Source organism: Rhodococcus sp. NPDC055024 (assembly GCF_053608585.1).
Map to the genome: position 1 here is coordinate 1,297,590 of NZ_JBSGVT010000001.1, position 26,344 is coordinate 1,323,933.

30 protein-coding genes and 1 pseudogene are annotated in these 26,344 nt (G+C 61.0%); 12 read left to right on the forward strand and 19 right to left on the reverse strand.

Annotated elements, in window-relative coordinates:
• Nucleotides 1–22 precede the first annotated feature (22 nt).
• Complete coding sequence (locus tag ACWF6P_RS06010) at nt 23–712, forward strand: SanA/YdcF family protein (RefSeq protein WP_452620359.1); 690 nt, start codon at nt 23–25, stop codon at nt 710–712.
• A 95-nt stretch (nt 713–807) separates the two neighbouring features.
• Here the strand turns inward: ACWF6P_RS06010 and ACWF6P_RS06015 are convergent, their stop codons facing one another.
• From ACWF6P_RS06015 to ACWF6P_RS06050, 8 genes are all read right to left on the reverse strand, one after another.
• Nucleotides 808–1,644, reverse strand: coding sequence for a methylamine utilization protein (locus ACWF6P_RS06015; RefSeq protein WP_452620360.1), 837 nt, complete (start codon nt 1,642–1,644; stop codon nt 808–810).
• 73 nt (nt 1,645–1,717) lie between these two features.
• Nucleotides 1,718–2,041, reverse strand: a complete 324-nt coding sequence (locus tag ACWF6P_RS06020; protein WP_378542181.1) for a cupredoxin domain-containing protein — start codon at nt 2,039–2,041, stop codon at nt 1,718–1,720.
• On the reverse strand, nt 2,041–2,388 hold the full coding sequence (locus ACWF6P_RS06025) for a plastocyanin/azurin family copper-binding protein (protein ID WP_378531099.1): 348 nt from the start codon (nt 2,386–2,388) through the stop codon (nt 2,041–2,043). Before ACWF6P_RS06025 ends, ACWF6P_RS06020 begins: the two co-directional genes overlap by 1 nt.
• Nucleotides 2,389–2,415: 27 nt before the next feature.
• Nucleotides 2,416–4,005 (reverse strand): multicopper oxidase family protein, encoded by a 1,590-nt coding sequence (locus ACWF6P_RS06030; RefSeq protein WP_452620361.1) that lies wholly within the window; start codon nt 4,003–4,005, stop codon nt 2,416–2,418.
• The gene (locus ACWF6P_RS06035) at nt 4,002–5,321 is read right to left on the reverse strand and encodes a hypothetical protein (RefSeq protein WP_452620362.1); all 1,320 of its coding nucleotides are present in this window, start codon (nt 5,319–5,321) and stop codon (nt 4,002–4,004) included. Before ACWF6P_RS06035 ends, ACWF6P_RS06030 begins: the two co-directional genes overlap by 4 nt.
• Entirely contained in the window at nt 5,318–5,989 is a 672-nt protein-coding gene (locus ACWF6P_RS06040; RefSeq protein WP_452620363.1) for a methylamine dehydrogenase light chain, read from the reverse strand. The genes ACWF6P_RS06035 and ACWF6P_RS06040 overlap by 4 nt, the downstream gene beginning before the upstream one ends.
• Nucleotides 5,990–6,064: 75 nt before the next feature.
• On the reverse strand, nt 6,065–6,673 hold the full coding sequence (locus tag ACWF6P_RS06045) for a redoxin domain-containing protein (protein ID WP_452620364.1): 609 nt from the start codon (nt 6,671–6,673) through the stop codon (nt 6,065–6,067).
• A 43-nt stretch (nt 6,674–6,716) separates the two neighbouring features.
• A complete protein-coding gene (locus tag ACWF6P_RS06050; RefSeq protein ID WP_452620365.1) occupies nt 6,717–7,307 on the reverse strand; it encodes a MauE/DoxX family redox-associated membrane protein in 591 nt (196 codons plus the stop codon).
• Between the two features lie 348 nt (nt 7,308–7,655).
• Between ACWF6P_RS06050 and ACWF6P_RS06055 the strand changes: the two genes are divergently transcribed.
• Nucleotides 7,656–9,194, forward strand: a complete 1,539-nt coding sequence (locus ACWF6P_RS06055) for an APC family permease (RefSeq protein WP_452620366.1) — start codon at nt 7,656–7,658, stop codon at nt 9,192–9,194.
• Entirely contained in the window at nt 9,191–9,976 is a 786-nt protein-coding gene (locus ACWF6P_RS06060; protein ID WP_452620367.1) for an IclR family transcriptional regulator, read from the forward strand. The genes ACWF6P_RS06055 and ACWF6P_RS06060 overlap by 4 nt, the downstream gene beginning before the upstream one ends.
• A 2-nt stretch (nt 9,977–9,978) precedes the next feature.
• Here the strand turns inward: ACWF6P_RS06060 and ACWF6P_RS06065 are convergent, their stop codons facing one another.
• From ACWF6P_RS06065 to ACWF6P_RS06080, 4 genes are read right to left on the reverse strand one after another with little or no spacing between them, the layout of a single operon-like run.
• The gene (locus ACWF6P_RS06065) at nt 9,979–11,301 is read right to left on the reverse strand and encodes a bifunctional adenosylcobinamide kinase/adenosylcobinamide-phosphate guanylyltransferase (protein ID WP_452620368.1); all 1,323 of its coding nucleotides are present in this window, start codon (nt 11,299–11,301) and stop codon (nt 9,979–9,981) included.
• A complete protein-coding gene (locus ACWF6P_RS06070) occupies nt 11,301–12,089 on the reverse strand; it encodes an ABC transporter ATP-binding protein (protein WP_452620369.1) in 789 nt (262 codons plus the stop codon). Before ACWF6P_RS06070 ends, ACWF6P_RS06065 begins: the two co-directional genes overlap by 1 nt.
• Nucleotides 12,086–13,120 (reverse strand): FecCD family ABC transporter permease, encoded by a 1,035-nt coding sequence (locus ACWF6P_RS06075; protein WP_452620370.1) that lies wholly within the window; start codon nt 13,118–13,120, stop codon nt 12,086–12,088. The genes ACWF6P_RS06070 and ACWF6P_RS06075 overlap by 4 nt, the downstream gene beginning before the upstream one ends.
• Before the next feature lie 7 nt (nt 13,121–13,127).
• Nucleotides 13,128–14,087 carry an ABC transporter substrate-binding protein gene (locus tag ACWF6P_RS06080; protein ID WP_452620371.1) on the reverse strand — a complete coding sequence of 320 codons (960 nt, stop codon included), beginning with the start codon at nt 14,085–14,087 and terminating at the stop codon, nt 13,128–13,130.
• 308 nt (nt 14,088–14,395) lie between these two features.
• Here ACWF6P_RS06080 and ACWF6P_RS06085 point away from each other — a divergent pair, with 308 nt between their 5' ends.
• The 3 genes from ACWF6P_RS06085 to ACWF6P_RS06095 are packed head-to-tail and all read left to right on the forward strand — an operon-like array spanning nt 14,396 to nt 16,745.
• Complete coding sequence (locus ACWF6P_RS06085) at nt 14,396–14,812, forward strand: GntR family transcriptional regulator (protein WP_003939899.1); 417 nt, start codon at nt 14,396–14,398, stop codon at nt 14,810–14,812.
• Nucleotides 14,813–14,835: 23 nt separating this feature from the next.
• Nucleotides 14,836–15,678: an ABC transporter ATP-binding protein gene (locus ACWF6P_RS06090; protein ID WP_452620444.1), complete on the forward strand. Its 843-nt coding sequence runs from the start codon at nt 14,836–14,838 to the stop codon at nt 15,676–15,678.
• Nucleotides 15,675–16,745 (forward strand): ABC transporter permease, encoded by a 1,071-nt coding sequence (locus ACWF6P_RS06095; protein ID WP_452620372.1) that lies wholly within the window; start codon nt 15,675–15,677, stop codon nt 16,743–16,745. The genes ACWF6P_RS06090 and ACWF6P_RS06095 overlap by 4 nt, the downstream gene beginning before the upstream one ends.
• 1 nt (nt 16,746) lies before the next feature.
• On the opposite strand, the gene ACWF6P_RS06100 is transcribed toward ACWF6P_RS06095, so the two are convergent.
• Nucleotides 16,747–17,388, reverse strand: a complete 642-nt coding sequence (locus tag ACWF6P_RS06100; RefSeq protein ID WP_452620373.1) for a DUF4232 domain-containing protein — start codon at nt 17,386–17,388, stop codon at nt 16,747–16,749.
• 191 nt (nt 17,389–17,579) lie between these two features.
• On the opposite strand from ACWF6P_RS06100, the gene ACWF6P_RS06105 reads away from it, so the two are divergent.
• On the forward strand, nt 17,580–18,425 hold the full coding sequence (locus tag ACWF6P_RS06105; RefSeq protein WP_452620374.1) for an alpha/beta hydrolase: 846 nt from the start codon (nt 17,580–17,582) through the stop codon (nt 18,423–18,425).
• A gap of 24 nt (nt 18,426–18,449) precedes the next feature.
• Nucleotides 18,450–19,523 (forward strand): VIT1/CCC1 transporter family protein, encoded by a 1,074-nt coding sequence (locus tag ACWF6P_RS06110; protein ID WP_452620375.1) that lies wholly within the window; start codon nt 18,450–18,452, stop codon nt 19,521–19,523.
• Between the two features lie 8 nt (nt 19,524–19,531).
• On the opposite strand, the gene ACWF6P_RS06115 is transcribed toward ACWF6P_RS06110, so the two are convergent.
• Nucleotides 19,532–19,714 carry a hypothetical protein gene (locus ACWF6P_RS06115; protein ID WP_452620376.1) on the reverse strand — a complete coding sequence of 61 codons (183 nt, stop codon included), beginning with the start codon at nt 19,712–19,714 and terminating at the stop codon, nt 19,532–19,534.
• 112 nt (nt 19,715–19,826) lie between these two features.
• Between ACWF6P_RS06115 and ACWF6P_RS06120 the strand changes: the two genes are divergently transcribed.
• Entirely contained in the window at nt 19,827–20,579 is a 753-nt protein-coding gene (locus ACWF6P_RS06120; protein ID WP_452620377.1) for a hypothetical protein, read from the forward strand.
• On the opposite strand, the gene ACWF6P_RS06125 is transcribed toward ACWF6P_RS06120, so the two are convergent.
• Entirely contained in the window at nt 20,553–21,155 is a 603-nt protein-coding gene (locus ACWF6P_RS06125; RefSeq protein ID WP_452620378.1) for a recombinase family protein, read from the reverse strand. The genes ACWF6P_RS06120 and ACWF6P_RS06125 overlap by 27 nt on opposite strands.
• 127 nt (nt 21,156–21,282) lie before the next feature.
• On the opposite strand from ACWF6P_RS06125, the gene ACWF6P_RS06130 reads away from it, so the two are divergent.
• A complete protein-coding gene (locus tag ACWF6P_RS06130) occupies nt 21,283–21,627 on the forward strand; it encodes a hypothetical protein (RefSeq protein ID WP_452620379.1) in 345 nt (114 codons plus the stop codon).
• 162 nt (nt 21,628–21,789) lie between these two features.
• Nucleotides 21,790–22,347 (forward strand): TetR family transcriptional regulator, encoded by a 558-nt coding sequence (locus ACWF6P_RS06135; protein ID WP_452620380.1) that lies wholly within the window; start codon nt 21,790–21,792, stop codon nt 22,345–22,347.
• Between the two features lie 96 nt (nt 22,348–22,443).
• Here ACWF6P_RS06135 and ACWF6P_RS06140 read toward each other — a convergent pair whose 3' ends face one another.
• The 4 genes and pseudogenes from ACWF6P_RS06140 to ACWF6P_RS06155 form a co-directional block, all read right to left on the reverse strand.
• A complete protein-coding gene (locus ACWF6P_RS06140; protein ID WP_452620381.1) occupies nt 22,444–23,079 on the reverse strand; it encodes an HNH endonuclease in 636 nt (211 codons plus the stop codon).
• Nucleotides 23,076–23,879, reverse strand: a complete 804-nt coding sequence (locus ACWF6P_RS06145) for an AAA family ATPase (RefSeq protein ID WP_452620445.1) — start codon at nt 23,877–23,879, stop codon at nt 23,076–23,078. The genes ACWF6P_RS06140 and ACWF6P_RS06145 overlap by 4 nt, the downstream gene beginning before the upstream one ends.
• Nucleotides 23,880–24,245: 366 nt before the next feature.
• Nucleotides 24,246–24,338, reverse strand: a pseudogene (locus tag ACWF6P_RS06150) (hypothetical protein); the annotation flags it as partial.
• A 335-nt stretch (nt 24,339–24,673) separates the two neighbouring features.
• A complete protein-coding gene (locus ACWF6P_RS06155) occupies nt 24,674–25,261 on the reverse strand; it encodes an SMI1/KNR4 family protein (RefSeq protein ID WP_452620382.1) in 588 nt (195 codons plus the stop codon).
• A gap of 876 nt (nt 25,262–26,137) precedes the next feature.
• On the opposite strand from ACWF6P_RS06155, the gene ACWF6P_RS06160 reads away from it, so the two are divergent.
• Nucleotides 26,138–26,335: a recombinase family protein gene (locus tag ACWF6P_RS06160; RefSeq protein WP_452620383.1), complete on the forward strand. Its 198-nt coding sequence runs from the start codon at nt 26,138–26,140 to the stop codon at nt 26,333–26,335.
• Nucleotides 26,336–26,344 lie beyond the last annotated feature (9 nt).

Here is a 26,344-nt window from a genome sequence, read left to right on the forward strand (position 1 = left end):
AACCGTGTGGTTTGATCGACGAATGGACGAAGCCGCTGCAGATCCAGTGAAACCGCCACGGAAGCGCAGGTGGCCTCGCTGGGTCGCGGGTATCGCCGTGCTCGGAGCGGTTGTCTACGCGGGGTCGATCGTGTGGATTTCCGTGGCGTCGGCCGGCCACACGTCGGACGCAGCGGACGCTCCGGAGGCTCCGGTGGTGATCGTGCTGGGCGCGCAGATCAAGGACGGCAAGCCGATGGCGTTCCTGCAGGGACGGCTGGACGCAGCCGTCGACCTGGTGGAAGCGGGGAAGGCAAGAGCGGTCCTGGTCTCCGGCGACGCGAACGGCGGCTCGGGTGACGAGATCGCGGCGATGACGAACTACCTGGTGGAGCAGGGAATCGATGAGCGTCGCATCGTGGGGGATCCGTACGGCCTCGATACCTATGACACCTGCTTCCGTGCCGTACATACGTATGGGGTGACCAAGGCGTTGATCGTCACTCAGGGGTATCACGTGCCCCGCGCTGTGGCGCTGTGCCGGGACGTCGGCATCGACGCAGACGGTGTGAACAGCGATTGCGGGTGCGCAACTCCGACGCTGATCAAGAACGCCGCTCGCGAGTGGGCACTCGCCAAACCCAAGGCGGCACTCGACATGCTGTGGAGTCGGGACGCAAAGGTGACGTCGCCGTCGGAGGACTCGATCCAGACGGCGCTGTCGGTGTCCTGACGCGCTGAGAGTGCGCACAGTTTGTGTCGAGCGAACACACGCTCCGGGGAGTCGGAGCGTGTGTTCGCTCGATGTACGGGGTGCTAGGTCGACAGTCAGATCAGTGCTGCTGCGGCAAATGCTCCCAGTGCTATCAGCGCAGCGCCGGTGACGCTCTGCACTCGACGGTCCACGACGCACATGATCGAGAGGAATCCCGGCATCGAGCCACCGCGCTTGGTGTGCACGATTGCCGCGAGGCTGGGCATACAGCGGCCAATGGAAACGACCGTGAACAGCGCCGCACCGAGTGCCGGCGAACCCGAGGCAATGACGCCGAGCGCCAGGAGGTAGTACGCACTCGACCGGATGAAGATCAGAAATCCCGGACCGATGATCGCACCGAAGATCAACGAGACCTTCCACGGCGCCATGCTGCGGCGTAGATGACGCGGAAGCTGTTGGCGCCGCATCGGAGTCGGCATCCTCACCGCACCTAACTCGTGCAGCCCGTACGCAACCGCGACGAGGGCCCAGACGCCTAGCGCCCAGCCGACCGGGACGTACCCGGACACTGCCGCTCCGATCGCGCCGATCAGTGCGCCGGTGACGGCTCCTGTCGTGACGGAACCCAGTGCGTGCCAGCCGAGTCGGCGTAACGGAGTCGAGGATCCCTTTCGGTCAGCTTGCTTCGGAGCGGCAACAACTGCGGCAACGGACATGCCGCAGGTCGACCAGTTGGCGGCCAGCGAGGTGACCAGCCCCGCTCCGACAACGGCAGTGGTCAAAGCTGTTGCCGCAGAAGGTGCAGCCACGAGTGCAATGCCGGCACCCGCGGCCGCACCCGCCGCGATGAGGCTGGCACGAGTTGCGGTCCCGACCGAGCCTTGAAGGGTTGGCCGGATGTCGGGGACATCGGTCTGGAGCGGGCCGTGTGAGAGAACGGTAGTCATCAGATCCTCCGAAATGTGTGTGGTTCAATGAAAGTAGTGAGCCAATCTCACAGCGAAAAAGGTTGAGCCAGAGTCACAGCACTGTGATGACTCCGATCATGTACGGGTGTACGGAGCACGAGTATTCGTAGACGCCGGCGCTCTCGAACGTGTGCCGGTATGCGCCGTCCCCGGTGATGCCGCTGTCGAACAGGCCGGGCGACTCGACGTGATGCAGGAGTCCACCGTCGTCGAAGCGCCACTCGACGGTGCCACCACGCTCTACTGTGACGTCCATCGGACTGAACTGAACATTGCTGATCTCGACCACCACGTCGGGGACGGGATCTTTTGTGCCGCATGCTGGAACACACGTTGCGGCGACGGCGAGGCCGAAGCCGGCGATCCACCTCCTCACTATTGAACGATCACGGTGCCCACCATCATCGGGTGGGGCGTGCAGTGGTAGGTGAAAGTTCCGGCGTCGTCGAACGTGTAGGAGAAGGTCCCCTCGGTGAGCAAGTCGCTCTTCAGTTTCCCGTCGAGTTCACCGTTGCCGACCACATCGTGGGGGAGTCCGCTGTCGTCGAACTTCCATTCGACGGTCTGTCCTTTCTCGATGGTGACCGATGCCGGTGTGTACGCCATGTTCTTCACCTCGATCACGACGGCAGGTTCGTCCGACGACGCACCTGCATCACTACTGCAGGCGGTGAGGCTCAAGGCAGCGCACGCGGCGAGGAAAGCGGGAACGAGTTTCTTCATGAGGAGTTCTCTCCATTCTTCAACTTGTCAGCGGACGTAACGCAGATTTGCCGTCATGCCGGCTTCGAAGTGGTAGGCGTTGTGGCAGTGGAACATCCACTCGCCGGGATTGTCGGCGTCGAACTCGATGGCAAGCTCGGCACCTGGTAGGACGTTGACGGTGTCGCGGCGAAGTCCGCCGTAGTCCGGTACCGCAAACGTGTGGCCGTGGGTATGCATGGGGTGCCACATCGTGGAAGTGTTCTTCATCGTGATGCGAACCCGTTCGCCCTGTTTCATGACGAGTTTGCCCGCATCGGCACCCGCCATGCCCCAGACGTAACGATCTCCGGCTTGGATCAATTCGATGTGGTAATCGCGGTCGGGTGACCTCGTCTGGAGACGTACGGATTCCGCTGGTCGTAGCGCACTTTCGGGTACCAGCCTGCCGGCCAGTTCCGAGAGGTTGCCGCCCACATCCGGATTCGCGAGAGCCAAGGCGTCAGTGCTCCGCAGGACGGTCGATGCGTAACCGTCTCGACCCTCGACCTTCGCGACCACCGGCCACGTTCCCGACTTCACCGTCACCAGTACGTCGTAGCGTTGGGCCATGCCGACGATGATGGTGTCGGCAGGAGTTGGCACCACGTCGTAGCCATCGGTGGCGACAATCGTCATCTCGTGTCCGGCCACGGCAAACCGGTACGGAGTTTCGGCTGCCGCGTTGATGATTCGTAGTCGAAGGGTCGAACCAGGCGCTGCAGTGATGACAGCAGGATCATTGGGTGGTCGCCCGTTGATCAAGTGCAGTGGATACGCGATGTGTTGAGTCATTCCGCCGAGTGCCTCGGAAGAACCGTGTCCGCCGCTCACCAACTGTTGCGCGACGGACATGTCGGCTTCAGAGTGTTCTGCCGGAGTTGTTGCCCCACCGCCGTGTCCGCCATGCCCGCCCGAAATTGCCGGGTTCAGGGCCATCAGGACGGAATCCGGGGTGGTACCCAATCCGTCGAGCCAGTCGTCGAGCACCAGGACGGCATCGGCGTCGGCTCCGGTGATGTCGTTCGGGTCCTCGACGATCATGGCGCCGAATAGCCCCCGATCGGCTTGTAATCCGCTGTGCGAGTGGTACCAGTACGTTCCCGGATCCGGTGCGATGAAGTTGTACTCGAAACTCGAACCGACGCCGATGGGGGCCTGCGTGGTTGGTGCAGCGCCGTCCATGTCGTTGCGGATCCGAATTCCGTGCCAGTGCAGCGTCGTTTCGGCCGCGAGACCGTTCTGGACGGTCGCACTGACACGGTCTCCGGACTTCAGACGAAGCTCCGGCGCCACCGCAGCGCCTCCGTACGTCCACGTGTCCACGAGGCGTCCGCCAAGATCTACCGTCGAGAATCCGGCGGCAAGGGCAAACGCAGCGGTGGTTCCGTTCCAGGCTCGCGCCGATTCGGCTGCAGCAACTTCGGGGTCGGTGGGCAGGATGTAGTCGAGATCGGTTGTGGGCGTCGGAGTTGCTGCAGTGGAACTGCATCCGGCGATCGTTCCAACAGCACCGAGCCCGAGTGCTCCGGCGCCGAGTGCTCCCAAACTCAGGAAACGGCGCCGGCCCATCACCACACCGGATCCGGGACGACTCATCGGAGTACTTCTGGTGTGATCAACCCACTGACATCGCCGACGTTGCCAGAGACATCGACAGAACTGACCTGCTCACCGGTGGTCGCGTTGTAGCCCACGATCTTCTGCGGTGCAGAACCTTCGGCTTCCGGCCCCGTACCCAGCACGTAGAACGTGGCGCCGTCGACGGAGAAGGTCATGCTCTTGATGTCCGTCAGGCCGAGGTCTGCGAGCGTCAGGCTTTTCACCGGGGCGTAGTTCGCGGCGTCGGACAAGTCGATCTTGACCAGTGAGCCTCCGCGAGCGGAGTCCGGATGAATGGCCGTGTCCGTGTACGCGATTGCGAGCCGGGTTGCGTCGGCGTTGATGACGTTCTCCGAGAATCGACCCGAATCCTGCCCGGCGTTCCCGATCGGCTTGACAACTTCCTGAGGCAGTCCGTTGGAGAAGTCGAAAACGTAGACATCGCCGTTCTCACTGACCAGCAACGCTTTTTGTGCTTCCGATGCCCACGTGACCTTGCGGGTGGAGACAAAATCCTCGGGTAGGACCTTGCTTCGGGCGGTTTCCTTCGGAACACCGTCGTCACCGATCGTGACGTGCAGCAGTTCTCGGGTGTCCTCACACACGCTGTACAACTCGTGCCCGACCATCCACGTGAACGGGCCACAACCGACTATCTGGAGCGCACCGGTCGCTTCCTTCTTCTCGAGGTCGACCACCCGGATGCCGTACAACCCGTCATCCCAGGTGACAAAGAACTTGCCGTCGGAGGTCACGGCATTGGAGCCGGGACGGGAATGCACGCGTGCGACGTCCGGAAGCATGACCTCGGCGGGTTCCAGCAGGTTGCCCGAGTAGGTGCTGACCGTGAAATCTGCTGCGCCGCGAGAACCTCTGGGACGCCACACCTCCGCCGCGAGAACCGCAGGGTCTTCGGCAGAATCTCCGACAAATCCGTGAATGACCGGATCCCAGATTCCCGGACCGACGGTAATTCGACTCTCGGCCACACCGGTTTTCGGATCGATCACATTGACACTGAGCTCGAGCTGGCCGAATCCACCCTCGACGCCCAGCAGGCGGTCAGCTGCGATCGGCGTGATCGAACCGACGTGCAGTGGTTCGGGAATGGTATCGCCGATTTCCTGATCGTCGTGCCCGAGTGAGATCCCCTCGCCCGGGGCGGTGAACGGAACTGTCGGATAGGTGACATCGCCTGCGCTGGAGGGTTCGTCGTTGTCGGACGAACTGCATCCGGCCAGCGCGAGCACGACGGTGAGTGGAATGACGGCAACGGCTGGGCGCGCCAGTTTTCGGGTTAGTGAACTGCTCATGATCCGGCACCGACCTTGGGGCGCTCGGCGGGTCGAGTCTGACAGTCCTCACCGATGATGGGCGCCATCGTGCAGGTGTATGCCTGAGACTCGTCGGAGACACACCAGATGATTTCCTGGTCGTAGCTTCCGGAGACCGGGTTGTACATCACGGCCTGCATGTCCGGTTCGCCGCAGAAGGCGTTGGAACACGAAGGCGCGCCGCAGCAGTCGTAGTAGGCGATCAGATAGGTCTTGCCGGTGTCAGGGTTGGTGCAGCATCCGACCCAGAACTCTGCGCCGGGTTTGCTGCCGGGCGCACAGGTGGTGACACCGCCGCCGTTGCATGCGGCACAGGATGTTCCGTCCATGTTGCACCAGCGCCAGTACTCGCACTCGGCTGGATCCTTGCCGTCGTAGACGGGGACAAGAGGCTCCGACCCGGGCGCCGGCGCAGGAACTTCGGGCTCCTGGGCGAAGGCGCTGCGAGTCACGGGAAGCGTGCTGATCAGTGCCACCCCTGACACACCCATGGTCCACTTGCCGATTCGACTGATCATCGAGCGCCGCGAAACTCGTTCGGAGAGTTTGCGCCCCGTTCGGCTGGTGAGCGAGCCGCCCTGGCCCGCCATCCATTCGGCCTGGGCCTGAACTGTCGCCTCGTCGACGGGATATCGATTCTCCGTCATGTTGTGCTGTGGGAATTTATTGTCGTCCAACGATTTTCTCCTGATTCGTGAAGAGGATCGAACTGTGCAGGAAGATCAGGCCGCGCTGCCGGATTTCGCCTGGGCATGAAGGTGCTGGAGTGAGGGGGTACCGGATTCGAGTGCATTGAGCAGGCTCTCCACTTGAGCCATGTGATTGCACAGGCCCTTTCCTCGGATCTTGCCGTGCTCGTCGAGAATCACTCCGTAGGGAGTTGTACCCACCTGGTACGCGATGCCGACGTCTCGGGCGTCGATGTAGCTGAGCTCGGAACCGATCCCGCTGCCGGCCAGGAACTCACGGTGCTCTTCGGGTGTTCCGTCGGAGATGATCACCACATCGAGATCGGATTCAGCTCGGGCCATTGCCCTTACGCCGGGAAGAAGACTCTTGCACGTCGAGCAGCTCGGTGCGGTGAACAGCAGGAGTTGCGGCTTGTCGCGGTGACCGCCGACTCCGACGATTCGTCCCTCCTGGTCGATCAGACCGGCAAACGACGGGCCGACTTGTTCGACCTTGGGCCCGGTATCCATCATGCGGGCGCCGAGCGGTCCGAGACGTACTTGTACGCGGCCGATTTCACGGGCCAGGGCAAGAACCATCAAGAAGAGTACGGCTACGGCGATCACCAGGATCACGGTCGCGACGAGTAGGAAAGTGGTCATCGTAGTAGTCCTGCCTTCGAGTTTTCGGGGCTGTGGGTGTGGTTCACGAGCCGTACCGGGATGCGGTTTCGGCAGTGCGGAGTCGGATCGAGGCACTCGACAGGTAGTCGTCGACCGGGCGTCGCCCTAGATGGACGACCGAACGAATTTGTGCGAGAGCAACTCCAGCCAGAACGAGGAGGAATCCGAAGGCTGCCGCCACGATCTGGACGCCGATCTCGACTTGATTGGGGGCGACCGACACGGCCACGGATATCACCGCGAGTGTCCCGGCGCGAACGGCGTGGAACCACCCGATATGCGGAATCTTGCCGACACCGAATGCAAAACAACCGCAGTCCAGATCGCGTCGGCCGCGTAGGAGATTGATCGTGAGACCCGTGAAGAACGACGCGAACATCACGGCAGCGGCCACGGCTGCGAGTCGATGGACAACGCCGAGAACCAGCAGGGCACCCACGACGGACTCGGCGACGGGGAGGGCGCGAGCGATCGGAACTTCGAGTCGCGCCGGCAGCACTTTGTAACCGCGCACGGAACTGAGTACCCCGTCGTGGTCGTTCAGCTTGGGAATGCCGGCGAGCAGTAGTACAAATCCGATGATCGCCGCAGTGGTGGCGCTGACGAAGTCCATGCTTCCTCCGTTCTGTTCGGCAGGGCCGGTGGTGTGTGGGACACATCCTGTACGGGCAGTGCTGCGAACCCGCGTCGACCGCGATACGCCTGGACGAGGTGCAACTGAGAGAGCAGTTTTCGTGTGAGAAGTGGAGAACTAGCAGGTGGAAGCGCCGCTCGTAGGCTTGGGACACCACGGGCCACTATTGATCCCGCACGATGCTGGGTGGCAAACAAAGTCGGATTCTCACTTGAAAGTTCTGTGCGCGCCATCGTGGAAACTGCGCCGAAACATAAGCGGACTAACTTGACCGAATTCTGACAATTCGCTCGTAGGTTCGGGCCCGGACGCGACGGACGGTGAGACATGGCCGTGAGTGCGGCACTGCGTGCAGCGATCGCGCGAGCGCAGAATGCGGATCAACACAGTGAGCCCGTGTTCTCCCCGCTCCGCGGTCTCGGACGGGGACGTCTGACCCCGATCGACCTGTTGGGACAATCGCTCTCCACGATCGCGCCGGCAACCGGGATGGTGTTCATCGCCCTGTGGATGATCACTTACAGTCCCGGCTACGTCGGGTTGGCTGCGATCGCAGCGACCACTTCGGCCGTGTTTCTCGTTGCGTTCTGCATCACTCAGTTCACGCGGAGACTGGCCGCAGCAGGATCGTTGTACAGCTTCGTCTTTCAGGGCTCCGGTATCCGGGCGACACTGACGGCGGGTGCCGCCTTGGTGCTCGGCTACCTCGGAATCTCGGTATCGGTTTTCTCCCAGGCGGTTCCGAGTCTGCTGGATACCGTCGCCCTTATCGGACTCGACGTGCGAGGGACTGCCGCGACGGTCATCACGACGGTGGCGATTGCCCTTGCAGTCGCGTGGATTGCAGTGCGAGGCGTTCGGTTCGCCACCCGAGCGATCCTCGTTGTCGAGGCTTGCTCGCTGATTCTGATAGTCGTGGTCATGCTGGCGACGCACACCAGCGCGACAACTGCTGTTGCCCTGCCGAACCCGTCGCTGAGCGCTGTGCCGTTTCTCGCCATGCTGACCGTACTGAGCATGGCGGGCTTCGAGAGTTCGGCCTTCTTCGGTCCGGAAGCAAAACGACCACTCATCAGCGTCACGCGCACGGTCCTCATTTCGCCGATCATCTGCGGGGTTCTCTTCGTTTTTGCGGCCTGGGCGGCGATGACCGGTCACGGCGCAACGATCGTCGGAGCGTACTTCGAAGGAACGGCATCCGGAGCCAGCGAGGAAGTGGTTCTGGCGGTCAAGATCGGAATGACGTGTTCCTGGTTCGCGTCGACCCTCGGTTGTGCGCAGGCGGGCTCGCGGTTGCTGTACTCGATGGGGATCGAACGGGTACTGCCGTCGCCGCTTGCCCTTGTGCACCGACGATTTCGTACCCCGTACGTCGCGGTACTTGCGTTCGTCGCGGCAAGCGCGGTGGGAGTATTCGTCTACTCCGATACGGTTCGCGACGATTCCGGATCCTTCGACGGGGTAGTCGAGACAGCGTTGGTCTGCGCTTACACCCTGGTGGCCTTTGCTTCGTGGAAGTTCTTGCGCCGAATCGGCGAACACACGTCACTGACCCGGATATGCACCGTGTCCGTGAGCGCTGCCGGCGCCGGTCTACTGGTCTACATCGTGCTCGACGGTGCGGTACACGGGATGTGGGCCTTGCCGATCGCAGCTCTTGTTGTCGCTGCGTCGGGGACCGTGTGGAGCGCCTTGCTCCGTAGAGCCAGACCTGCAAGCCTTCTGATGGTGGGCGCCTTCGACAGCGTCGAAACGGCAGACCTGTTGCCCGGTGCCGGCACACTGCTGATCGACGGTGACGGGCGAAGACGACTTGTCCCGGATCGCGATACCGCTGAAGGTAACTCGCCGGAGCATGGGTGGTGACCGCGGACCGTGCAACCGCTGATCCGCGATCAGGCAAAAGGATCGGCGAAGAGACTCACTTCAGCGGGCAACAACCGCGTGCGGTTCAGAAGGCACTCGGGATGCTCGAGGCTGTAGCTCACTTGGGGCCGGGAACGACTGCGAAGGAGATCGCCACGTTTGCAGGCGTCCCTTCGGCTACGGCGTATCGAATGCTCAATCTGCTGGTAGCCGAGGGCTTTCTGGTGCGGGTGCCAGACCTGTCCGGGTTTGCGCTGGGGCGTCGAACTGCCGAGCTCTCACATGCAGCGTCGGCGAGCGGTCCGGCGCCGACCCTGCACGAGCGCGTCGAAGACATGCGGACACACACGAGATTCGGATTGCACGTCGCGTCATTCGCCGGTGGGCGCTTGAGGTTCGTCGACAAGGATCCGGACCACGAGATCATCGGAATAGCGGCACTGCCGAAGAACCTTCACGCGAATGCGCTGGGGAAGGTGTTGTTGGCGCATGACGAGCGGTTGCTGCCGGGCTTGGACCTACGCCAGGTCACGGAGTTCACGATCGGTGACTTCGAAGTTTTGTCTGAACAGCTGAGGTCTGTTCGACGGCAAGGATTTGCGTTCGAGAACCAGGAGTGTCGTCTGGGTAGATCCGCCTTGGCGGTGCCCGTTCGGGATCATGCGGACCAGGTGGCCGGCGGGTTGTGCGTCCAGGGCGCGAGCGGACGAGTGACTGAAGGCGATCGAGAGTTGGTCGGCTTTCTATTCGATTGTGCGCGCCAGCTCACCGGATTGCTCTGACGTCACCCGCGCAGGTGCTGGGGGAGTCCGGCGGTCATCAGAACCACCGACTCGGATGCAGCGGCGACGCGGCTGTTCAGCAGACCGAGCAGATCACGGAACAACCTCCCGGACTTCGTGTCCGGGACCAGACCGCTTCCGACTTCGTTGGTGACGGCGACAATCGGTACCGGACAGGCGGCCCAGGCGTCGGCCAAGACGTCGATATCTGTGTGGACGCCGCTGAGATCTTCTGTGGTCCATGCCTGATGTCGGTCCAGGCGTGCGGTCAACCACGTGCCGAGGCAGTCGATCAGGATCGGTGTTGTTGCGCCTGACAGAATTTCGGCCACCTCGGAGGTCTCTACCGTCGTCCACGTCGACGGCCTCCGCGCGCGATGCGACGCAATTCGCTCGATCCAGTCGGGATCGTCGTCCTGCGGATCCCCGGTGGCGATGTACGTGACGTGCCGGTAGCCGGCAAGCAAGCCCTCTGCGTAGGTGGACTTGCCCGAGCGGGCGCCACCGGTCACGAGAGTTCGATGGCTCTGTCCTACCCCGATCTCGAGCGCAGTTCCATCGGGAACCGCTCGCGCCCCGGACACGCGAAGTGCCTCCGCGAGTTCGTTTTCGACCGGGTTGTGGTGCCCGAGGTGTACGGCGACCACATCGGTTCGATCGGTGATCGCGTCGTAGTTGCGTAGTCGCGACACCGTCTCCGCGAAACTCGGCAGATCGTGGTGCCCGGTGCCGTGGTCGGTCTTGTAGCCGAAGGTCTCTTCGAGGAAGATGGCGTCGAAACGTGCGTCGGCAAGGGCGTCGAAAGCTGATTCGGGCAGAGGCCCGGTGTCGGTGGCCCAGAAGATTCGGGATCCGGATGCGTCAGTGATGTCGTAGAGAAGGGTGGGTACTTCGTGTTCGGCTTCGAGTGTGCGAACCCGATAGGTGCCCAACATGATCGACTGGCCGGCCTCGAGTGGCGTGAAGGTCACCGGATCGCCTGGACCCACCCAGTCTCGGCAAAGATCGAGCGCGTCGGGTGGTCCGAGAACCTGTAGCGGTTCGGCGCGAGAGGCCCAGGATCGGAACAGCAACGCCATCGGGCCCAGATGGTCGGGGTGAGAGTGCGTCAGCAGAATGTGTTCGACGTGCGCCAATGTGCGACCGAATCGCGACGCGGCACGCGGTACTTCCGGCCCACAGTCCAACAGGATGCGGTTGTCCAGCAAGGCGGCGGTGTGTCCGCGAATGGTGCCATTCGACAATGCCGCCAGGCAGGAAGGGCAAGTACAGAACGGGTTCGGCCAACCGTCGGCAGCACCGGTGCCGAGCATCACCAGTTCCATCAGCGGGGGCCTTCCTGCCGAATCGGAACAACTATGGGACCACTGGGCCGGTCCAGGATTTCGACCCGAGCGCCGTACACACGGCCGAGGAGGTCTGCTTGCAGCACCGCTGAGGGTGTGCCGTCGGCGACGACGCTGCCTTTGTCCAGCAACACGATTCGTCGCCCGTATTGCCCTGCGAGAGTGAGGTCGTGCATCGCTGCGATGACTGTGATGTTGTCGGTTTCTCGCAGTTCCTCCACCAAGTCGAGAACCTGCTGCTGGTGACCGATGTCGAGGGCGCTGGTGGGTTCGTCCAGGAGCAGTACCTGAGGTTCTTGAGCCAATGCCCGAGCGAGGACCACGCGCTGCAATTCGCCGCCGGAAAGTTCGGTGGCTCGTCGATCTGCGAACTCGGTGAGGTCGAGCCTGTCGATCACCGAGGAAATCACCGAACGGTCTGTGGCGGTTTCGGTTCCGAAGCGTCGTAGATAGGGAGTGCGGCCGAGCGCAACCAGTTCCTTAACCGTTGAGCCCTCGGGTACCACCGGGCGTTGCGGCATCAGCGCGACTACGGCTGACGTGGCCTTGCGGCTGGAATTGCGTGGGCTGAGTCCCCCGACCGAGAGTTCACCGGTGGACGGAATCAATCCGGCGAGGGCGTGCATCAAGGTCGTTTTGCCTGCGCCGTTCGGCCCGACCACGGCAACCCAATCACCGGGTGTCACATCGAGATCGATGCCGTCGACGACGTCCTTGCCGCCGAGGTTGACTCGGAGGCCGCGGCACCGGACTGCGCTGTCGGTCATGCCGAAACCCGACTGCGGCGCAGAACCAGAAGGAAGAACGGAGCGCCGATCATCGCGGTCACAACCCCGATGGGGAGTTCGGCCGGTGCCATGACCGTGCGGGCGGCAACGTCGGTGAGGACGAGAAACGCCGCTCCGAGCATGAGTGACAGGGGGAGAAGCAGTCGATGCGACGGGCCGACGACCAGTCGAACCGCATGGGGAACAACGATTCCGACAAAGCCGATCAGTCCACTTGCACTCACGACCGCCGCCGTTCCCAGAGTTGCGGCGAGCACCAGTACCAGGCGTGATCTGGCCGGGTCGACGCCGAGGCTGGCGGCTTCGACGTCACCTACGGCCATCACGTCGAGTACGCGTCGGTGTACCAGGATGACGGCAGATGCCAGGGCAACGTACGGCAAGACAACCAGAACTTCCGACCAACCGTCGGTGGACAATCCGCCGAGCAGCCAGGAATAGACCTCGCGGAGTGAATCGTCGAACCGCTGCTGGACAAAAGTCTGCGCTGCATTCGCGAACGCTGCGACTGCGACACCGGCGAGGATGATGACTACCGCGTTCTGCGGCCCGCCTATGCTTCGGCCGAGCGTATAGGTGGCGAACACTGCCAGCACGCCACCGACGAAGGCGGCCATGGGAATTCCGAACATGCCCAGCGCTCCGCCCGAAACGATGGCGAGGGTTGCGCCCAGTCCGGCTCCGCTGGAAACGCCGAGGAGATACGGATCCGCCAAGGGATTTCGGAACACGCCCTGGTAGGCGGCGCCGGCCACGGCCAACATTGCTCCGACCAACGCGCCCAGGACTACTCGCGGAAGCCGGATCTGCCAGAGAATCGCCTGCTGTGTCGCGGTGAGACCGGAATCGATGTTGATGCCGGGTATTCCGTCCAGAAGTTCGAGAATGGTCCGATCAGGCGTCAAACCGGCCGGCCCCACCAGAACACCGATCAGCAAGGCAGCGCACAGAATCAGCGCGGCGCCGAGCAGAACGACGGTTCGATGTTGGGAGATACCGGCTTTGATCATCGAGCACTCAGGCCGTGGGAACTTGGGCAACGACGGCCGCGACAGCCTTCACCTGATCGGCGACTCGGGGTCCCCACCGGCTCGAGAGGTCCTCGTCGAGCACATGAATCTGGTTACCGGTGACAGCCTTCATGCCGCTCCAACCGGGTCGAGCGGCGACGGATTCTGCTGTCGCTCCGCAGCATTGGGAGTCTGCGAGAAAGATGAGATCGGGATTGGCCTGTACCACGAATTCGGCGGACAACTGCGGATAGTCACCCTGCCCGGCGGCGTCGGCGATGCTCTTCATGCCGAACAACGAGTAGATTTGCCCGACGAAGCTCGAACTCGTGACGGTGTAGAGCGAGGAGTCGAGTTCGTGGAAGTACGTCAGCGGCTGTTGGCGCGCAGGAACACTGGCGACAGCGGCGTCGATGTCCGAGCGCATGGTGGCGACAACTTCGGTGCCCTTGTCCTCGTGGCCGGTGGCCTTCGCGACGCGCTCGATCTGGGCGTAGACGTCGTCGATGCTGGTCGCTGCCGGTAACAGGAGCGTCGGCACCTTCGCCTTCTGCAGTCCGGAGACAAGATCGTTCATGTCGTCCGACGCGATCACCAGATCCGGTGCGTAACCGAGGATGGCTTCGACGTTCGGCTGAAAGCCCGAGAGATCGGTGATCGGGATGCCGGCTGGGTAGTCGGACTGATTGTCGACGGCCTTCACCTGATCGCCCGCGCCGACGGCCCACAGGGTCTCGGTGGCGCTGGGACTGAGTGACACGATCGACTGCGGACGTGACTCGATGGTGATGTCCGTGCCGGAATCCGTAGGACCGGAAACAACAGTCACCGGGAACGAACCGTCCGAGGCGGCTGTCGTTGTGGGTGCGTCGGATGTCGAGCTACTGCAGGCACCGACAAGCAGCGCGGTACTCACCGTCAGCGCTGCAAGTACGGATCTGAATCTACGTGTCGGCCGACTACTCACAGCCACCCCTCCGCTAGTGGACTAGGGTCGCGAGCAGCGCGGCCGCGAGGGGAAGCGCCACGAGCGGTCCTTCGTCCGAGAACCATCGTGTCGCCACGAGGCCGGTGACCTGACTCGTTCGCCTCGAGTAGTGACGGGCGAATTCACAGTTGCGTCGACAGTGCCGGGGTTTCACCGAACTTCACACGAGCAGCGTGGCACCCCGGTGAACCGGGGCATCTGCACTTTACAGGGGTCGTCGGGCTTGACCCGGGAGGTCAAGGCAGGGTAAATATCTATTCCACTAATGAACTAGTGAAAGGGTTCGGATGATCGACTTCCGTATCGACCGCCGATCCGGCATTCCCACATACGTGCAATTGGTCCTTCAGGTGAAGCAGGCGCTCAGGCTCGGTGATCTCCAAGTCGGGGATCGGCTGCCCACAGCCAAGGACGTCGTGGGAGCGCTCGCGATCAACCCGAACACAGTCCTGAAGGCCTACAAGGAACTCGAGCGCGACGGACTTGTTGCTCCGCGGCCTGGATTGGGCACGTTCGTCGTCAAGTCCCTGGCCAAGCCCGGTATGGCGGAAAGCTCTGCGCTACGGCGCGAGTTGGCGCGTTGGGTGGCAGATGCCGTGGCCGCTGGACTCGAGCGCACGGACATCGAAGCACTGGTGAGTTTGGAACTCGAGAAGACGTTCATCGAAACGGATCCGTCCGGAAAGCAGGGGGAGACATCATGACTGAGCAAGAATCGGCGCTCACGATGCAGGACGTAGACAAGCGCTTCGGCAAGAAGAAGGTGCTCGACGCCTGCACTTTCGAGGTCGCAACAGGAAGCATCACTGCCTTGGTCGGGGTGAACGGCGCCGGTAAGTCCACGCTGATGTCCCTGGCTGTCGGGTTGACGATGCCTGACCATGGTTCGATCTCGGTCCTGGGTAGCACGCCGGATCAGGACGGCATCTGCCCAGGCCTGTCCTACCTCGCTCAGCACAAGCCGCTGTACCCCAAATTCACTGTTGCAGAACTCCTTCGATTCGGTGCATACACCAACGACGAGTGGGATGCGAAGTACGCTCTGGATCTGGTGGAGCGCGCTGGAATTTCTCTCGATGCAAAGTCGAAGACTCTGTCACCAGGTCAACGAACCAGGGTTGCACTGGCTTTGGCGCTCGGGCGCAGGCCGCAACTGCTCCTTCTCGACGAGCCCTTGGCGGATCTTGATCCGGTGGCACGGCGGTCCGTTGCGACCACCCTGCTCGAGGACGTTGCCGAGTACGGCACCACGGTTCTGTTGTCTTCACACATCGTCTCCGAACTGGCGGATGTCTCGGATCGACTACTTCTACTGGGCGGTGGAAACGCGAGATTGTCCGGACCGTTGGATGAATTGATCGCTGCCCATTACGTATTGATCGGCGACGGCGATCCTTCGGACGTGGTCGGCGCCGGTGCGGTCATCCATACCGACAAGGGGATGCGGTCGAATTCTCATGTGGTGGAGGGCGTGCGTCCGAGCCCTCGGGACGGCTGGGTGATCGACGACGCAACTCTCGACGACGTGGTGCTCGGGCACCTGAGCGCAGAAACGATGGTGGCGGCATGATCTGGGTTACGTGGCGGCATCACCGGACGTCGCTCCTTGTGTCATTGGGATTCATCGCGGCACTAGCAGTCATTGTCTTGTCGAGTGGTGCGATCATCAAGAGCAGCGGACAAACCCAACGCTTCGGATCGCCACTCAGTTGCTTCGACGACATCACCGCGATCTGCACGGCAGAGACTGCACTCACCCTGACGACAGTGGTTGCGACGGCTCTGCCGGTGTTCCTTGGCGTGTTGATCGGTGTCACCGTGTTTTCGCGGGATGTCGAACAGGGAACACACGTATTGGGGCTTACTCAATCGGTCAGTCGGACTCGTTGGTTCTGGACCCGGGTGTTGATTGTCTTCCTGCCGATTTCTGTGGCTTCGGCATTGCTTGGATTTGCATTGCAATGGGCTCGATCGCTCCCGGACAACTCCCGGTATGCATTTGTTTCCGGGCGTTCGACTTTCGTCGAGATATCGAACCTGTCGTATCCGCTCTTTCAATCCAGCGGACTGGTCTTGGGTGCATACACATTCATGGCACTCATGCTCGGAGCAGCACTGGCTTTGCTGGTGCGTAGTTCGATCGGCGCAATGGCGATCACGATGGTCGGTGTTGTTGCGATCCTGGCAGGATTTCAGTTGGTTGCACGACCCGATTACGCCGAGCCGAGTGTTCGAACATCACCCGTCGCCGGATTCAGTTCCTACTATTCGAGCGATACCAGTATCCCCGCGGTCAATTGGGAACTCGCCCAGGGATATGTCGACGTCCGAGGTAACTGGGTCGACATCGGATACGACGAGTGCATGTGGGGTGGATCAGGCGATGAGAACCCGTACGACCAGCGCCCGGAGGAGACCGGCGCCGAGTACAGCCTCCGCATGGATGTGCTCTCAGCGCAGCAGAACAGAGAGATGGAGATCTGTTTGCGGGAACACGGCGTCGACCACTATGAAGTTCGCTACCACTCAGCTGATCGGTTCTGGCGTTTCCAGTTCACGGAAGCTGCACTCGTCCTGATCCTTTCAGGCCTGTTCCTCCTGCCTGCGCTCTGGGGTCTACGACGCCTCAAGCCGTGACTCAGCGGGCGACCGGCGCGACCGTCAGTTGGTTGATGTTCGCGCCGGTCATCGAGCAACCCTTGGTGGGGTAGGCGAGGAAGACCGAGTCGTAGCTGTTGGGCGGGTAAACCTTCAGTCCCGCAACGTCGGTCACGCCGCACTGATCTGCCGGGTAGTTCTCGACGTTCGTAGCTCGCACCAAAGACGTTGCGGCAGAGCCAGGGGCAAGGGAGACGAGTGATCCGGATCCGGAGCGGCCGGCGGCAGCACCCACTTCGCTTCCGGACGCTCCCGTGACATACGAGACGCCGGGGAAACCGTCGAGCGTGCACGTGCGGCCGCCCGTGTTGGTGAAGACCACCGGAAGCTCCACCGAACCGGCGGCGCCGCTCGGTTGGCCGAGGGTGACGTTCAGTTCCCCGATCGCGCAACCCTCGGGATTGGGTGCCGTCGAGGTTGTGGTTTGGGTGTGATCGGTATGGGTCGTCGACGGTGCAGCGGTACCGGCCGAGGTCGTCGGCGAAGAGGCGGTCGTCGTTGAGGTGGGTGCCGGTGAACTCTCGGCCGTTCCCGTTTCATCCGAGCCGCAACCGCTGAGAAGGGCGAGAGCCGCAAGTGGAGCCGCCAACAAGCCGACGTTGCGCATGCGGTTCGAATTCATCGCTCTGTACTCCTCAGGCTGGTCGACAACTGGCTCCGGAACATCCGTGTCCGGTATATCCGAGTTTGAAGCCGGATGTGCAGAAACGAATCAGGCTCGCCGGTGATCAGGACCTACTTCCCGGATGGATTGCCGCTGCGGATCTAGCATGAGAAATGACCTGTCCGGATCGCGACTACCGGGAGTAGCGAATGTTCACCTTCACCAGCGACGACGGAGTGGTCATTCATGTCCACGAATGGCCCACCGATCAGGAACCTCGAGGGGTTGTTCAACTCGCGCACGGTATGGGTGAGCACGCAAAACGCTACGCACACGTTGCCGAAGCCCTGAATGCTCGCGGTTTTCACGTCTACGCGGCTGACCACCGCGGCCACGGTGAGAGCATGCACGCCGGCCCCGGCAACATCGGCGACGACGGCTGGAACCGCTTGGTGGCAGACATGGTGACTCTCACGGGCATCATCCGCGACAAACACCCCGGCCTGCCCGTCGTACTGCTCAGCCACAGCCTCGGTTCGTTCGCTTCGCAGCAGTACATCCTCGATCATTCGCATCTCATCGACGCCGTCGCACTGTCAGGGACCACCGCGGTCGATCAACTCATCGAGAGCCTCGTCAACGACGGCCCGGACGTCCTCGCCCAGTTCAATGCCGAATTCGAACCGGCCCGTACGCCGCACGACTGGCTCAGCCGCGACGACGCGCAGGTGGATCTGTACATCAACGATCCGCTGTGCGGTTTCAGCCTCGACGACGCCGGCATGGGCGGACTTATCGCTGCCGGGCCGAGGTTCGTCGACGTCGACAGCGTGCGCCAAGACCTTCCGATCCTGGTGTTCGTCGGCACCTCGGATCCCCTCAACGCCGCGCTGAGCCGTACCGACGTCGCCGTCGAGCGGTACAACTCGGCCGGAATCGAAGACGTCACCTACTACACCTACCCGGGTGCCAGGCACGAGATCTTCAACGAGACCAACCGCGGCGACGTCATCAACGATCTGACGACGTGGATGGATCGCGTACTCGAAGCGTGACCGCCTCACCGGAAGGGGAACACGATGTCCACAGTTCCGGCTGCACGACCCGATCCAGATCCTCGGGATGTCAAGCGCTGGAGACGATACCTCGCCGACGAACAAGCCGAGGCCGCCGTCTACCGCGACCTGGCGGGTAGACGCAGCGGCGAGGAGCGCGAAATCCTTCTCGCACTGGCCGACGCGGAGGGCCGACACGAGGCGCACTGGCGAGCGCTACTCGGCGATCACGTCGGCAAACCACTTCGCGGTGATATCCGCACTCGGATACTGGGTTTTCTGGCCAGACGCTTCGGCTCCGTCTTCGTGCTCGCTCTCGCCCAGCGCGCGGAGACGCGATCCCCCTATCCAAACGACGCCGACGCGACCGCATCGATGGGCGCGGACGAGAAGATCCACGAAGAAGTGGTGCGCGCCTTGGCCGCTCGGGGTCGGAACAGACTTTCCGGGACATTTCGTGCCGCCGTCTTCGGGGCCAACGACGGCCTGGTCAGCAATCTCGCGCTCGTTCTCGGCATCAGCGGTAGCGGCGTCTCCAACCAGATCGTTCTGATCACCGGCATGGCCGGGCTTCTGGCCGGCGCCCTGTCGATGGGAGCCGGCGAGTACGTTTCCGTCCGCTCGCAGCGAGAGTTGTTGGAAGCCTCCAATCCCGGTCCCGCCGCCAGCGAAGCTGTGGGACTGCTCGACGTCGACGCCAACGAATTGGCTCTGGTCTACCGGGCCCGCGGCATGTCCGCCGAGGAAGCAGACCAGCGTGCCGCCGAGGTCCTCGCGAACAGCACCTTCGGCGCCGCGGACGTTGTCGACGACCATGAAGCCGTCGGAACCGGGTTGGGCGCAGCGGCGGCAAGTTTCTGCTTCTTCGCCTCGGGCGCAATCATTCCGGTGTTGCCGTATCTGTTCGGCCTCGAAGGTATGACAGCCCTGATCGTCGCGTCCGTTCTCGTGGGTATCGCATTGCTGACCACCGGCGTTGTGGTCGGGTTGCTGTCGGGCGGGCCGCCGTTCAAGCGGGCACTACGCCAACTTGCGATCGGCTACGGCGCCGCAGGCGCTACGTATCTGCTCGGCATGTTGTTCGGGACTTCGCTCTGAGTGCCGGGTCACGCGCGCAGGGCTGGATCGCGGTGAGCCGGATCGATCCGGACCGGAATCTGACACACCACTGCCTCGGTGTGTTTGCGCAGTGCATGAGCGATCTCGTCGGTCCGTTGGCTCGGGAGGAACCGGTGCCATCTGGTCGCCGGGTCGATGGTGGCGACTCGGTTTCCCTCGCCGATCCCCACTCACCACCGCAGTCTTTGACTGGGCAGTCGTCAGTGCTTCCACGCAGTCCACCGCCGCGGCACTCTCGAGCACGATCGTCGACCCGAACGAACTTGTCGCCCAACCGAGCTGGTGGCGCACTCTCACAGGAAACCTCGCGGCTTCACAAAACTGACCACGCAGCAGCGTGAGGAACTGCGCAGTGCGTACTCCTCGTTGCACTGGCCGCTGCGCGAGGAAGGCCCCGAGATCCGACTCGTCGTGATCGCGGAAAATGTTGTCGCACGGATCATCTCCGACCTATCCTGGACACACCCCATGCTCGACGGACACCGCTCCGTTTTCGGTTTCACCATCGAACTGCACATGATCGCGGCCGCCGCACACGAACTCCTACGCCTACGGTCCACTACACCAACGCTGCCGGCAGACGACGGAACCGACCAACTCGCCAAAGCGAGGGCAGAGTGGGACCGCCGGCACGTCGCCGCCGCACGCGTCGAAGCCGCCCTTGTCGACCGGGTCGTCGCGCTACGCGCCTACGAACAAGCCCTCGCCCCGATCGGGGTTGCACTGAACAATCTGCAGTCAGTGACCGAGCTGGCACCAGGAGCCGCGGACGTGGACCGGATTTTCGGGCAGATCATCGGATCCGACTACGCCGCCGGCCACACCAACGCATGCGAGACGACATCGACGACGTGCGCGCCGGTCTCGACGCCCAAGTCGCCTACCTCGACAGTCTCATCGGCCCACACCGCAACGCCTGAACATAGGACAAAGCGAACAGCACACAAACGGTCTGCCGCGACACCACTTCGTGATGCCTTGCCCTCTAAGGGATTCTGGTTGTGTCAGTCAGTGGTCGGGAGGTGGCTCCGGTGAGGATCGAAGGGTTCTCTCACGTGTGAGGTACTGGTAGACCGCAGGTTGAGAGAGAGAAAAGCGTTTCATCAGCTCGGGGACTGAAGATTCATGCCGTTCGTACAGGTCGAACATCTCTGCTTGCTGCTCCGGCGTGAGTTTCGGCTTACGTCCCTTGAACGCCCCCGATGCTTTCCGCTGGGCAACACTCTCGTGCAGTCGCAACCGCAGTAGACCGGACTCGAACTGCGCGAACGTCGTCGACAGCATCGAAAACACCGTCCCACCGATCGGGTCCTTCGGATCGTGCACGACACCGTCGACCATCAACAACACGTCCCGACGTGACAAATCAGAAGTGATATCCGAAAGATCCGGCACCGAACGCGCCAACCGGTCGAGCGAGGTCACCACCAACGTGTCACGCGCAGATACCGCACCGAGCGCCGCCGCAAGTGCCGGCCGCGGCCGATCGATACCGCTCAAACCATGATCGACGTGAATCCGACCTGACTCGACCCCGAGTTTCACGAGTTGGTCACGCTCAACCTGCTCATCGTCACCAGACGATGAGCATCGTGCGTAACCAATCAACATCACACCATCGTATTCTACGAAGAACCCCAATCAAGTGTAGACGCCGACTGCGGTGGGCATCCGCTACATTGAACGCAGTTTTACCAGGTCGTAGGCGACCAAAGCAGCATCGTGAAAGGAGTTGACGATGTCCGTAGTCCCACGCAAAGTCATCCGCAAGAAGCTCCTACACACCGCCGTCCTCGAAAAAATCGAACGCGAACACCTCAACCTCGACACCGATCAGGTCCACCAAAGCCTGCACCGACTGCGCCAGCACGTCACCGGCGCCTCACTGACCCGATGCCTCGACCAATGGGAACACATCGTGAGCAACAACGACCTCGACGCCGTCCGCGAGATCGAAGCCTCCGATACCGAGACTGCCCGCGAAATGCGCAACCTCTCACCCCTGTCGGTTCTACTCAGCGAACCGGAACGATTCCACGTGATCGACGACCTTCGCACCTGCACGTCGACGAGCGATTGCTGATGTGGTGCAGACCTGATCCGGCTACCGCCCGCATGATCGAAGGAACATCACTATGAGCAGCCCCATCGAGTCGCGAACACGCCGGAAGACACCACCGCGAGAACCCGCCCCCGGATCGGCCGCGCCCCTGGCAGCAAAAACGCGGCGCCCCAGGCCCGCACAGTGCGAACACGGGACGCGATCATCACCGTTGCGGCCCGTCACTTCGACACCGACGGGTACGGCCACACCAGCATGAACACCATCGCCCGCGCTGGAAGATTCGCCAAAGGCGCGATGTACTATCACTTTCCATCCAAAGAAGCGATCGGCGACCAACTCCTCTCGGACTGGAAGCGCACCGTCGACGAAACCATCACCGACGCAACGCCCGGTTCGAGCAGTACAGCGGCAGAGCAACTGACAGCGATCTTCACATCCCTCGTACGACAGATGACCGAGGACATCAACCTGCGTGCTGGCATGAAGCTCACTCTCGAACCCTCCATCGACAACGCCGACGGCTTTGCGCACTGGGTGGACGCCATTAGTGAAATCGTCGACACCGCCATCAGCACAGGCGAAATCTCCGACACCCCCACCGCACATCGACTCGCCTGGAACTTGTGCGCCGGCACCGTCGGAGCGGCCCACGCTTCCGCTTCCTTGGGTGAAGACATCGACCTCGCTACCCGTATCGGTGACACCGTCGCAGCCCACGTCAAGTCAGTGAGTGCTTGAGATGTTCGACGCCATGAGGAGCACTAGCAGCGACGCCGACAGCGCCTTCGAGACCGCGCCGCAGCGAGCTTGCGAGCGTATTTCCAGGCAAACCGGCTAGACGAGCGGGAACTTCCAGGATGCAAGGTATGCGCAAACGGTGGCTCTGAATTCGCCGTCTAGGCAATCTATTTTTATCGCAGACGCGAGCATCTCTTTGTGCGCACCAGTCGCGCCGTGCCAACGTTCAAGCATGGACTTAACCTTCTTGAGTCGATCGATTCGTGCTCCCACCAAAGTCATGCGATTCAAATCGAGTTTATTTATGGTAATCTCCCCGCGAATCGACCCCAGCTGAAAATCCACAAAATCGCCGTGAAATCGAAGATGGTCGTCAACAATGTCAACGAATGGATTCAAAATCGCCGCGTGGACATCATAATACTCACGCTTGTTATTATTGCAGAGGGGGCATGACCATGTCAGATTATCCCATTCATGCGCCAACTCCGGGAACTTACCCTTTGGGACTATATGCTCAACGTGGGGGTAGGTAATGTCTGCCATTATAGATTCGCAGTACACGCACTTTTCGAAAGACTCTTCCGCAAGAGCTGCTTTTATTTCAGCGTGTCGCCACTTCTCGGCAGATTTTTCATCTTTGCCACCTTTAAGTTTTACATATTCTTCAGTCCATTGAGTACCGTTTTTTATCAGGATGTCCGGAGCTTTGTTTTTGGTTAGATTCCTCACTCGGTCGCCCTGTCATCTCCGAAATTATCGGTCAACCTAACAACAGCATCGGGAAACTCGGTCTCCAGCCCGTTTGCTTTCAATTCATTTCGTAAAGCTCGTAATCTCTCATCGTTTAGTAGACTATGCATATATTGGGACACGATTTGGCTGAATTTGGTTTCAGCCCAAGCGGGCATGGTGCTCTCGACACCCAGCACGCGACGAAGCGTCTCGTCAGCGCTCGCGGCCTTGTTGGCGTAGTCGAGCTTCCGGGAATAAACCAGCCCATTCGGTCCATAGTCAAGCGCATATACGTAAGAGTCGGGGGTCGCTGTGACTACAAACGGACTGTGCGTAGCCACTATGAACTGCACTTTTGGAAAGGCGCGAAGTAAACTCGGTATGATTTCTCTCTGCAAGCTGGGGTGCAGGTGATTTTCCGGCTCATCAAGCAGAACGGTAAAGCTGGAGTAAGTGCGGGAACGTAGAAAGATCTGCCAAGCGACCTCGATAACTGCTGCAAGCCCCCCTGAGGCATCATCAAAAATGAAGTCGCCAGACTTAGTTTCAATGATTAGGTCAGGAACACGGGCACGCATCCTTCTAAAACCGATTGCAGGAGGAATGACATGTGATAGAACCTGCTGGAATCCCGACCAAATCGAGTCAGCATCCTCATTGTAGTCCATCGCTTCATTGCCTCGACCCCCAAAAGCAGCAGCAGCAATCAGTGACTCTTTCAAGACGAGTTGCGGTGTCTTTCCTGTGTATCCACCGGACCATTGATTGCGAACCTCATTCGTGTACTGGTCCGACAATGTGTTCGGGTCCGCAAATTCCGTAGGTATAGACGACACATGCGAGTAATTTCCTGAAACGGGCCTGTGGGAGGTTATATAAGCCCCATTCACAGCCTGCTGCGTGGTTAAAAACAGATCGTATTGAGACCTTGACCGCTGGGGTTCAGAAACCGGAACATTTATTTGGGTAGTGATACCGGTTCCGTATGTCAGATTCCCAATGGTTTGCCAGTTTGGGTCGCTTGACCGTTTTCGGTCATCCCGTTTCCATATACTCAAATCGAGGGGCGACCACCGCGTATTACTATTTTTGCTCCTGAAGGGGGCAGTCGAGTATGCCCGCTGCCAGTTAAAATGCCGGGCTAGGATGCCCAATACAGTGCTTTTTCCCGTCGCATTTGCACCCGTTAGAACAGTGAGTGAAGGGTGAAATTCAAGACTTACGTGGTCAAACTGCCTCCACCCACTGACGTCCATACTACTAAATCCTCGTTGCGACTCTAGGTTCAATCTCCTTGATCCTTCCTGGATGCTCTGGGCGAAAAGCGTACGCGACAGTTCTCATCGTGCACGAGCTGTAGATGTTACGAGCCACCACCAGCGGTTGACAGACCAGGACTGGTGCCGGGCATGGGCCAGGATTTGTTGAAGGCGTCTTGTAAGTATCCCCAGGAGCGGGTGCCGACGTCGTTGTAGTCGAAGGCCGCCGGGATGTTTATCTCCTTGAAACGGTTCTGCAGGTTATGCATGGTCATGCGTTGTCTTGCAAACATTCGTTGCCGAGACAATGTCAGGTGAGATATCGCGAAGGCCTAGGGAAATTCCCAGTGCAGCCAGCCCTCTTCGATGGTCGGAACCCAACCGCGACATGGGTGTCCATGTTCGAGTGAAGCAACAACCTCCTCCAGGAGCGCGTCGATTGATGGCCAACTCTGTCCCTGATCGTTGTCTTCTCCCATGAATCCGCGTACGCATCCGTTGGATTCGCCGGCTCGGGTATCGACGAACAAAAGATCGCCTTGAATGTTGCAGGCGATGGGGATATACGCGGACAAGTAAGTTCCAGAGACTTCCCCCGCAGGCTCGTCGAGCAAGCTGAGGCCGCCGACTGCTTCTGTCGTATCTGCCCACATTGCTGTCATCGATGCCCATACAGATGCGACGTGATCCAACGATAGTGGTTGGTATTCCGGAAATATCAGGGCGGAGTGCCTTCCGTCCGGGTTTCCGTTCTGGAGACCGAACCATGTCCGTAGTTCGGTCGGCCACTTTCTGCCGGTCGATGCTTCGATCTTGTCCACGACACTTTGGCCCGCTGGTGGGTCAATCGCCGCGGCCGTTGTCGGGGCTTCCCGCAGGCACCAATCGTGAAGCCTCAGCCAGTTCTGTTCCACGCTCATGAACGCACGCTACCTAGCTTCGATGGGTGTTCGGTCTCAGAATCGTTGGAAACGAGACGGTCGTCCTTGTCTACTGACCCCTGGCGAGTGGCGGATTGTTAGTGCCTGGCAGGTTGGGAGGGACCCCGGTGTTGGCATGGAGGGTGTCACCGTCGTAAGAGCCAGTGCCTTTAGTCATTGACTGACTCTTCTTACGTGGATGCCCTACGTGGTAGTGAGGCTGCGCGCTGTGATCCGGGTACGCATACCCGCACTCATAAACTTGCGCGCTGCCTCTTTTAAAGAATCCGAACATGAAGGGTCTCCTCGCGGTTGTGAGGCCTCACCTTAGACGCGCCGCTATTGCCAGCTGACTTCATCAATCTCATTGGGTAGCGTGCGTGTGTGGCCCTGGGAGAGATATTTTGAAGGCGCAACGCCGCTCGACGACCGTCACTGTGCTGGTTTTCGCTGGATTCGGCTTGGTGTGTGGTCTCATTGGTGCTGCCGTGTTGTGGTGGTATGTCTCCCAACCCTTCACGATCTACACAGCCAGCTACCAGCCGCACGATCTCCAATCGTTCCATATCGAGACGGTCCCGGTGTCCCGATTCATCATTGGCATGATCATCGGGGGGACCCTGTTCGGGGCAGCGGTCGGGGCCCTCGTTTCAGTGACTGGCTGGAACCTCGTATGCGAACGCACGCTCGATTCTCACTAGATCCTGTTTGTCTCGCTCGACTCCGATCGGGCGCGACAGTGCCCCGAATTGGTATGTCCATCAATCGTCCGTTTCTCGGACACGAAACGGCGACGACGATCAGATGAGGTGACCAGGCCGGGGGAGTGTTGCAAAAACCCGTCCCACTGCTTTTGTCCCGAAACTTCGCCTGTCGGTGAGTTCTGCAACACTGTGCCCTTGTGAGCGACTTTTCGGGCTATGCCAGGTTTCAACCACCGACCATAACCTGGAATTACAGCAAGACGCATTGAAAGCGGCCGGCTGTTTCCGCACATGGACAGATAAAGCATCAGGAGCGAAGACGGATCGTCCGGAGCTGGCTGCCGTCATGGACGCACTGCCGACCGGGTGACACACCCGT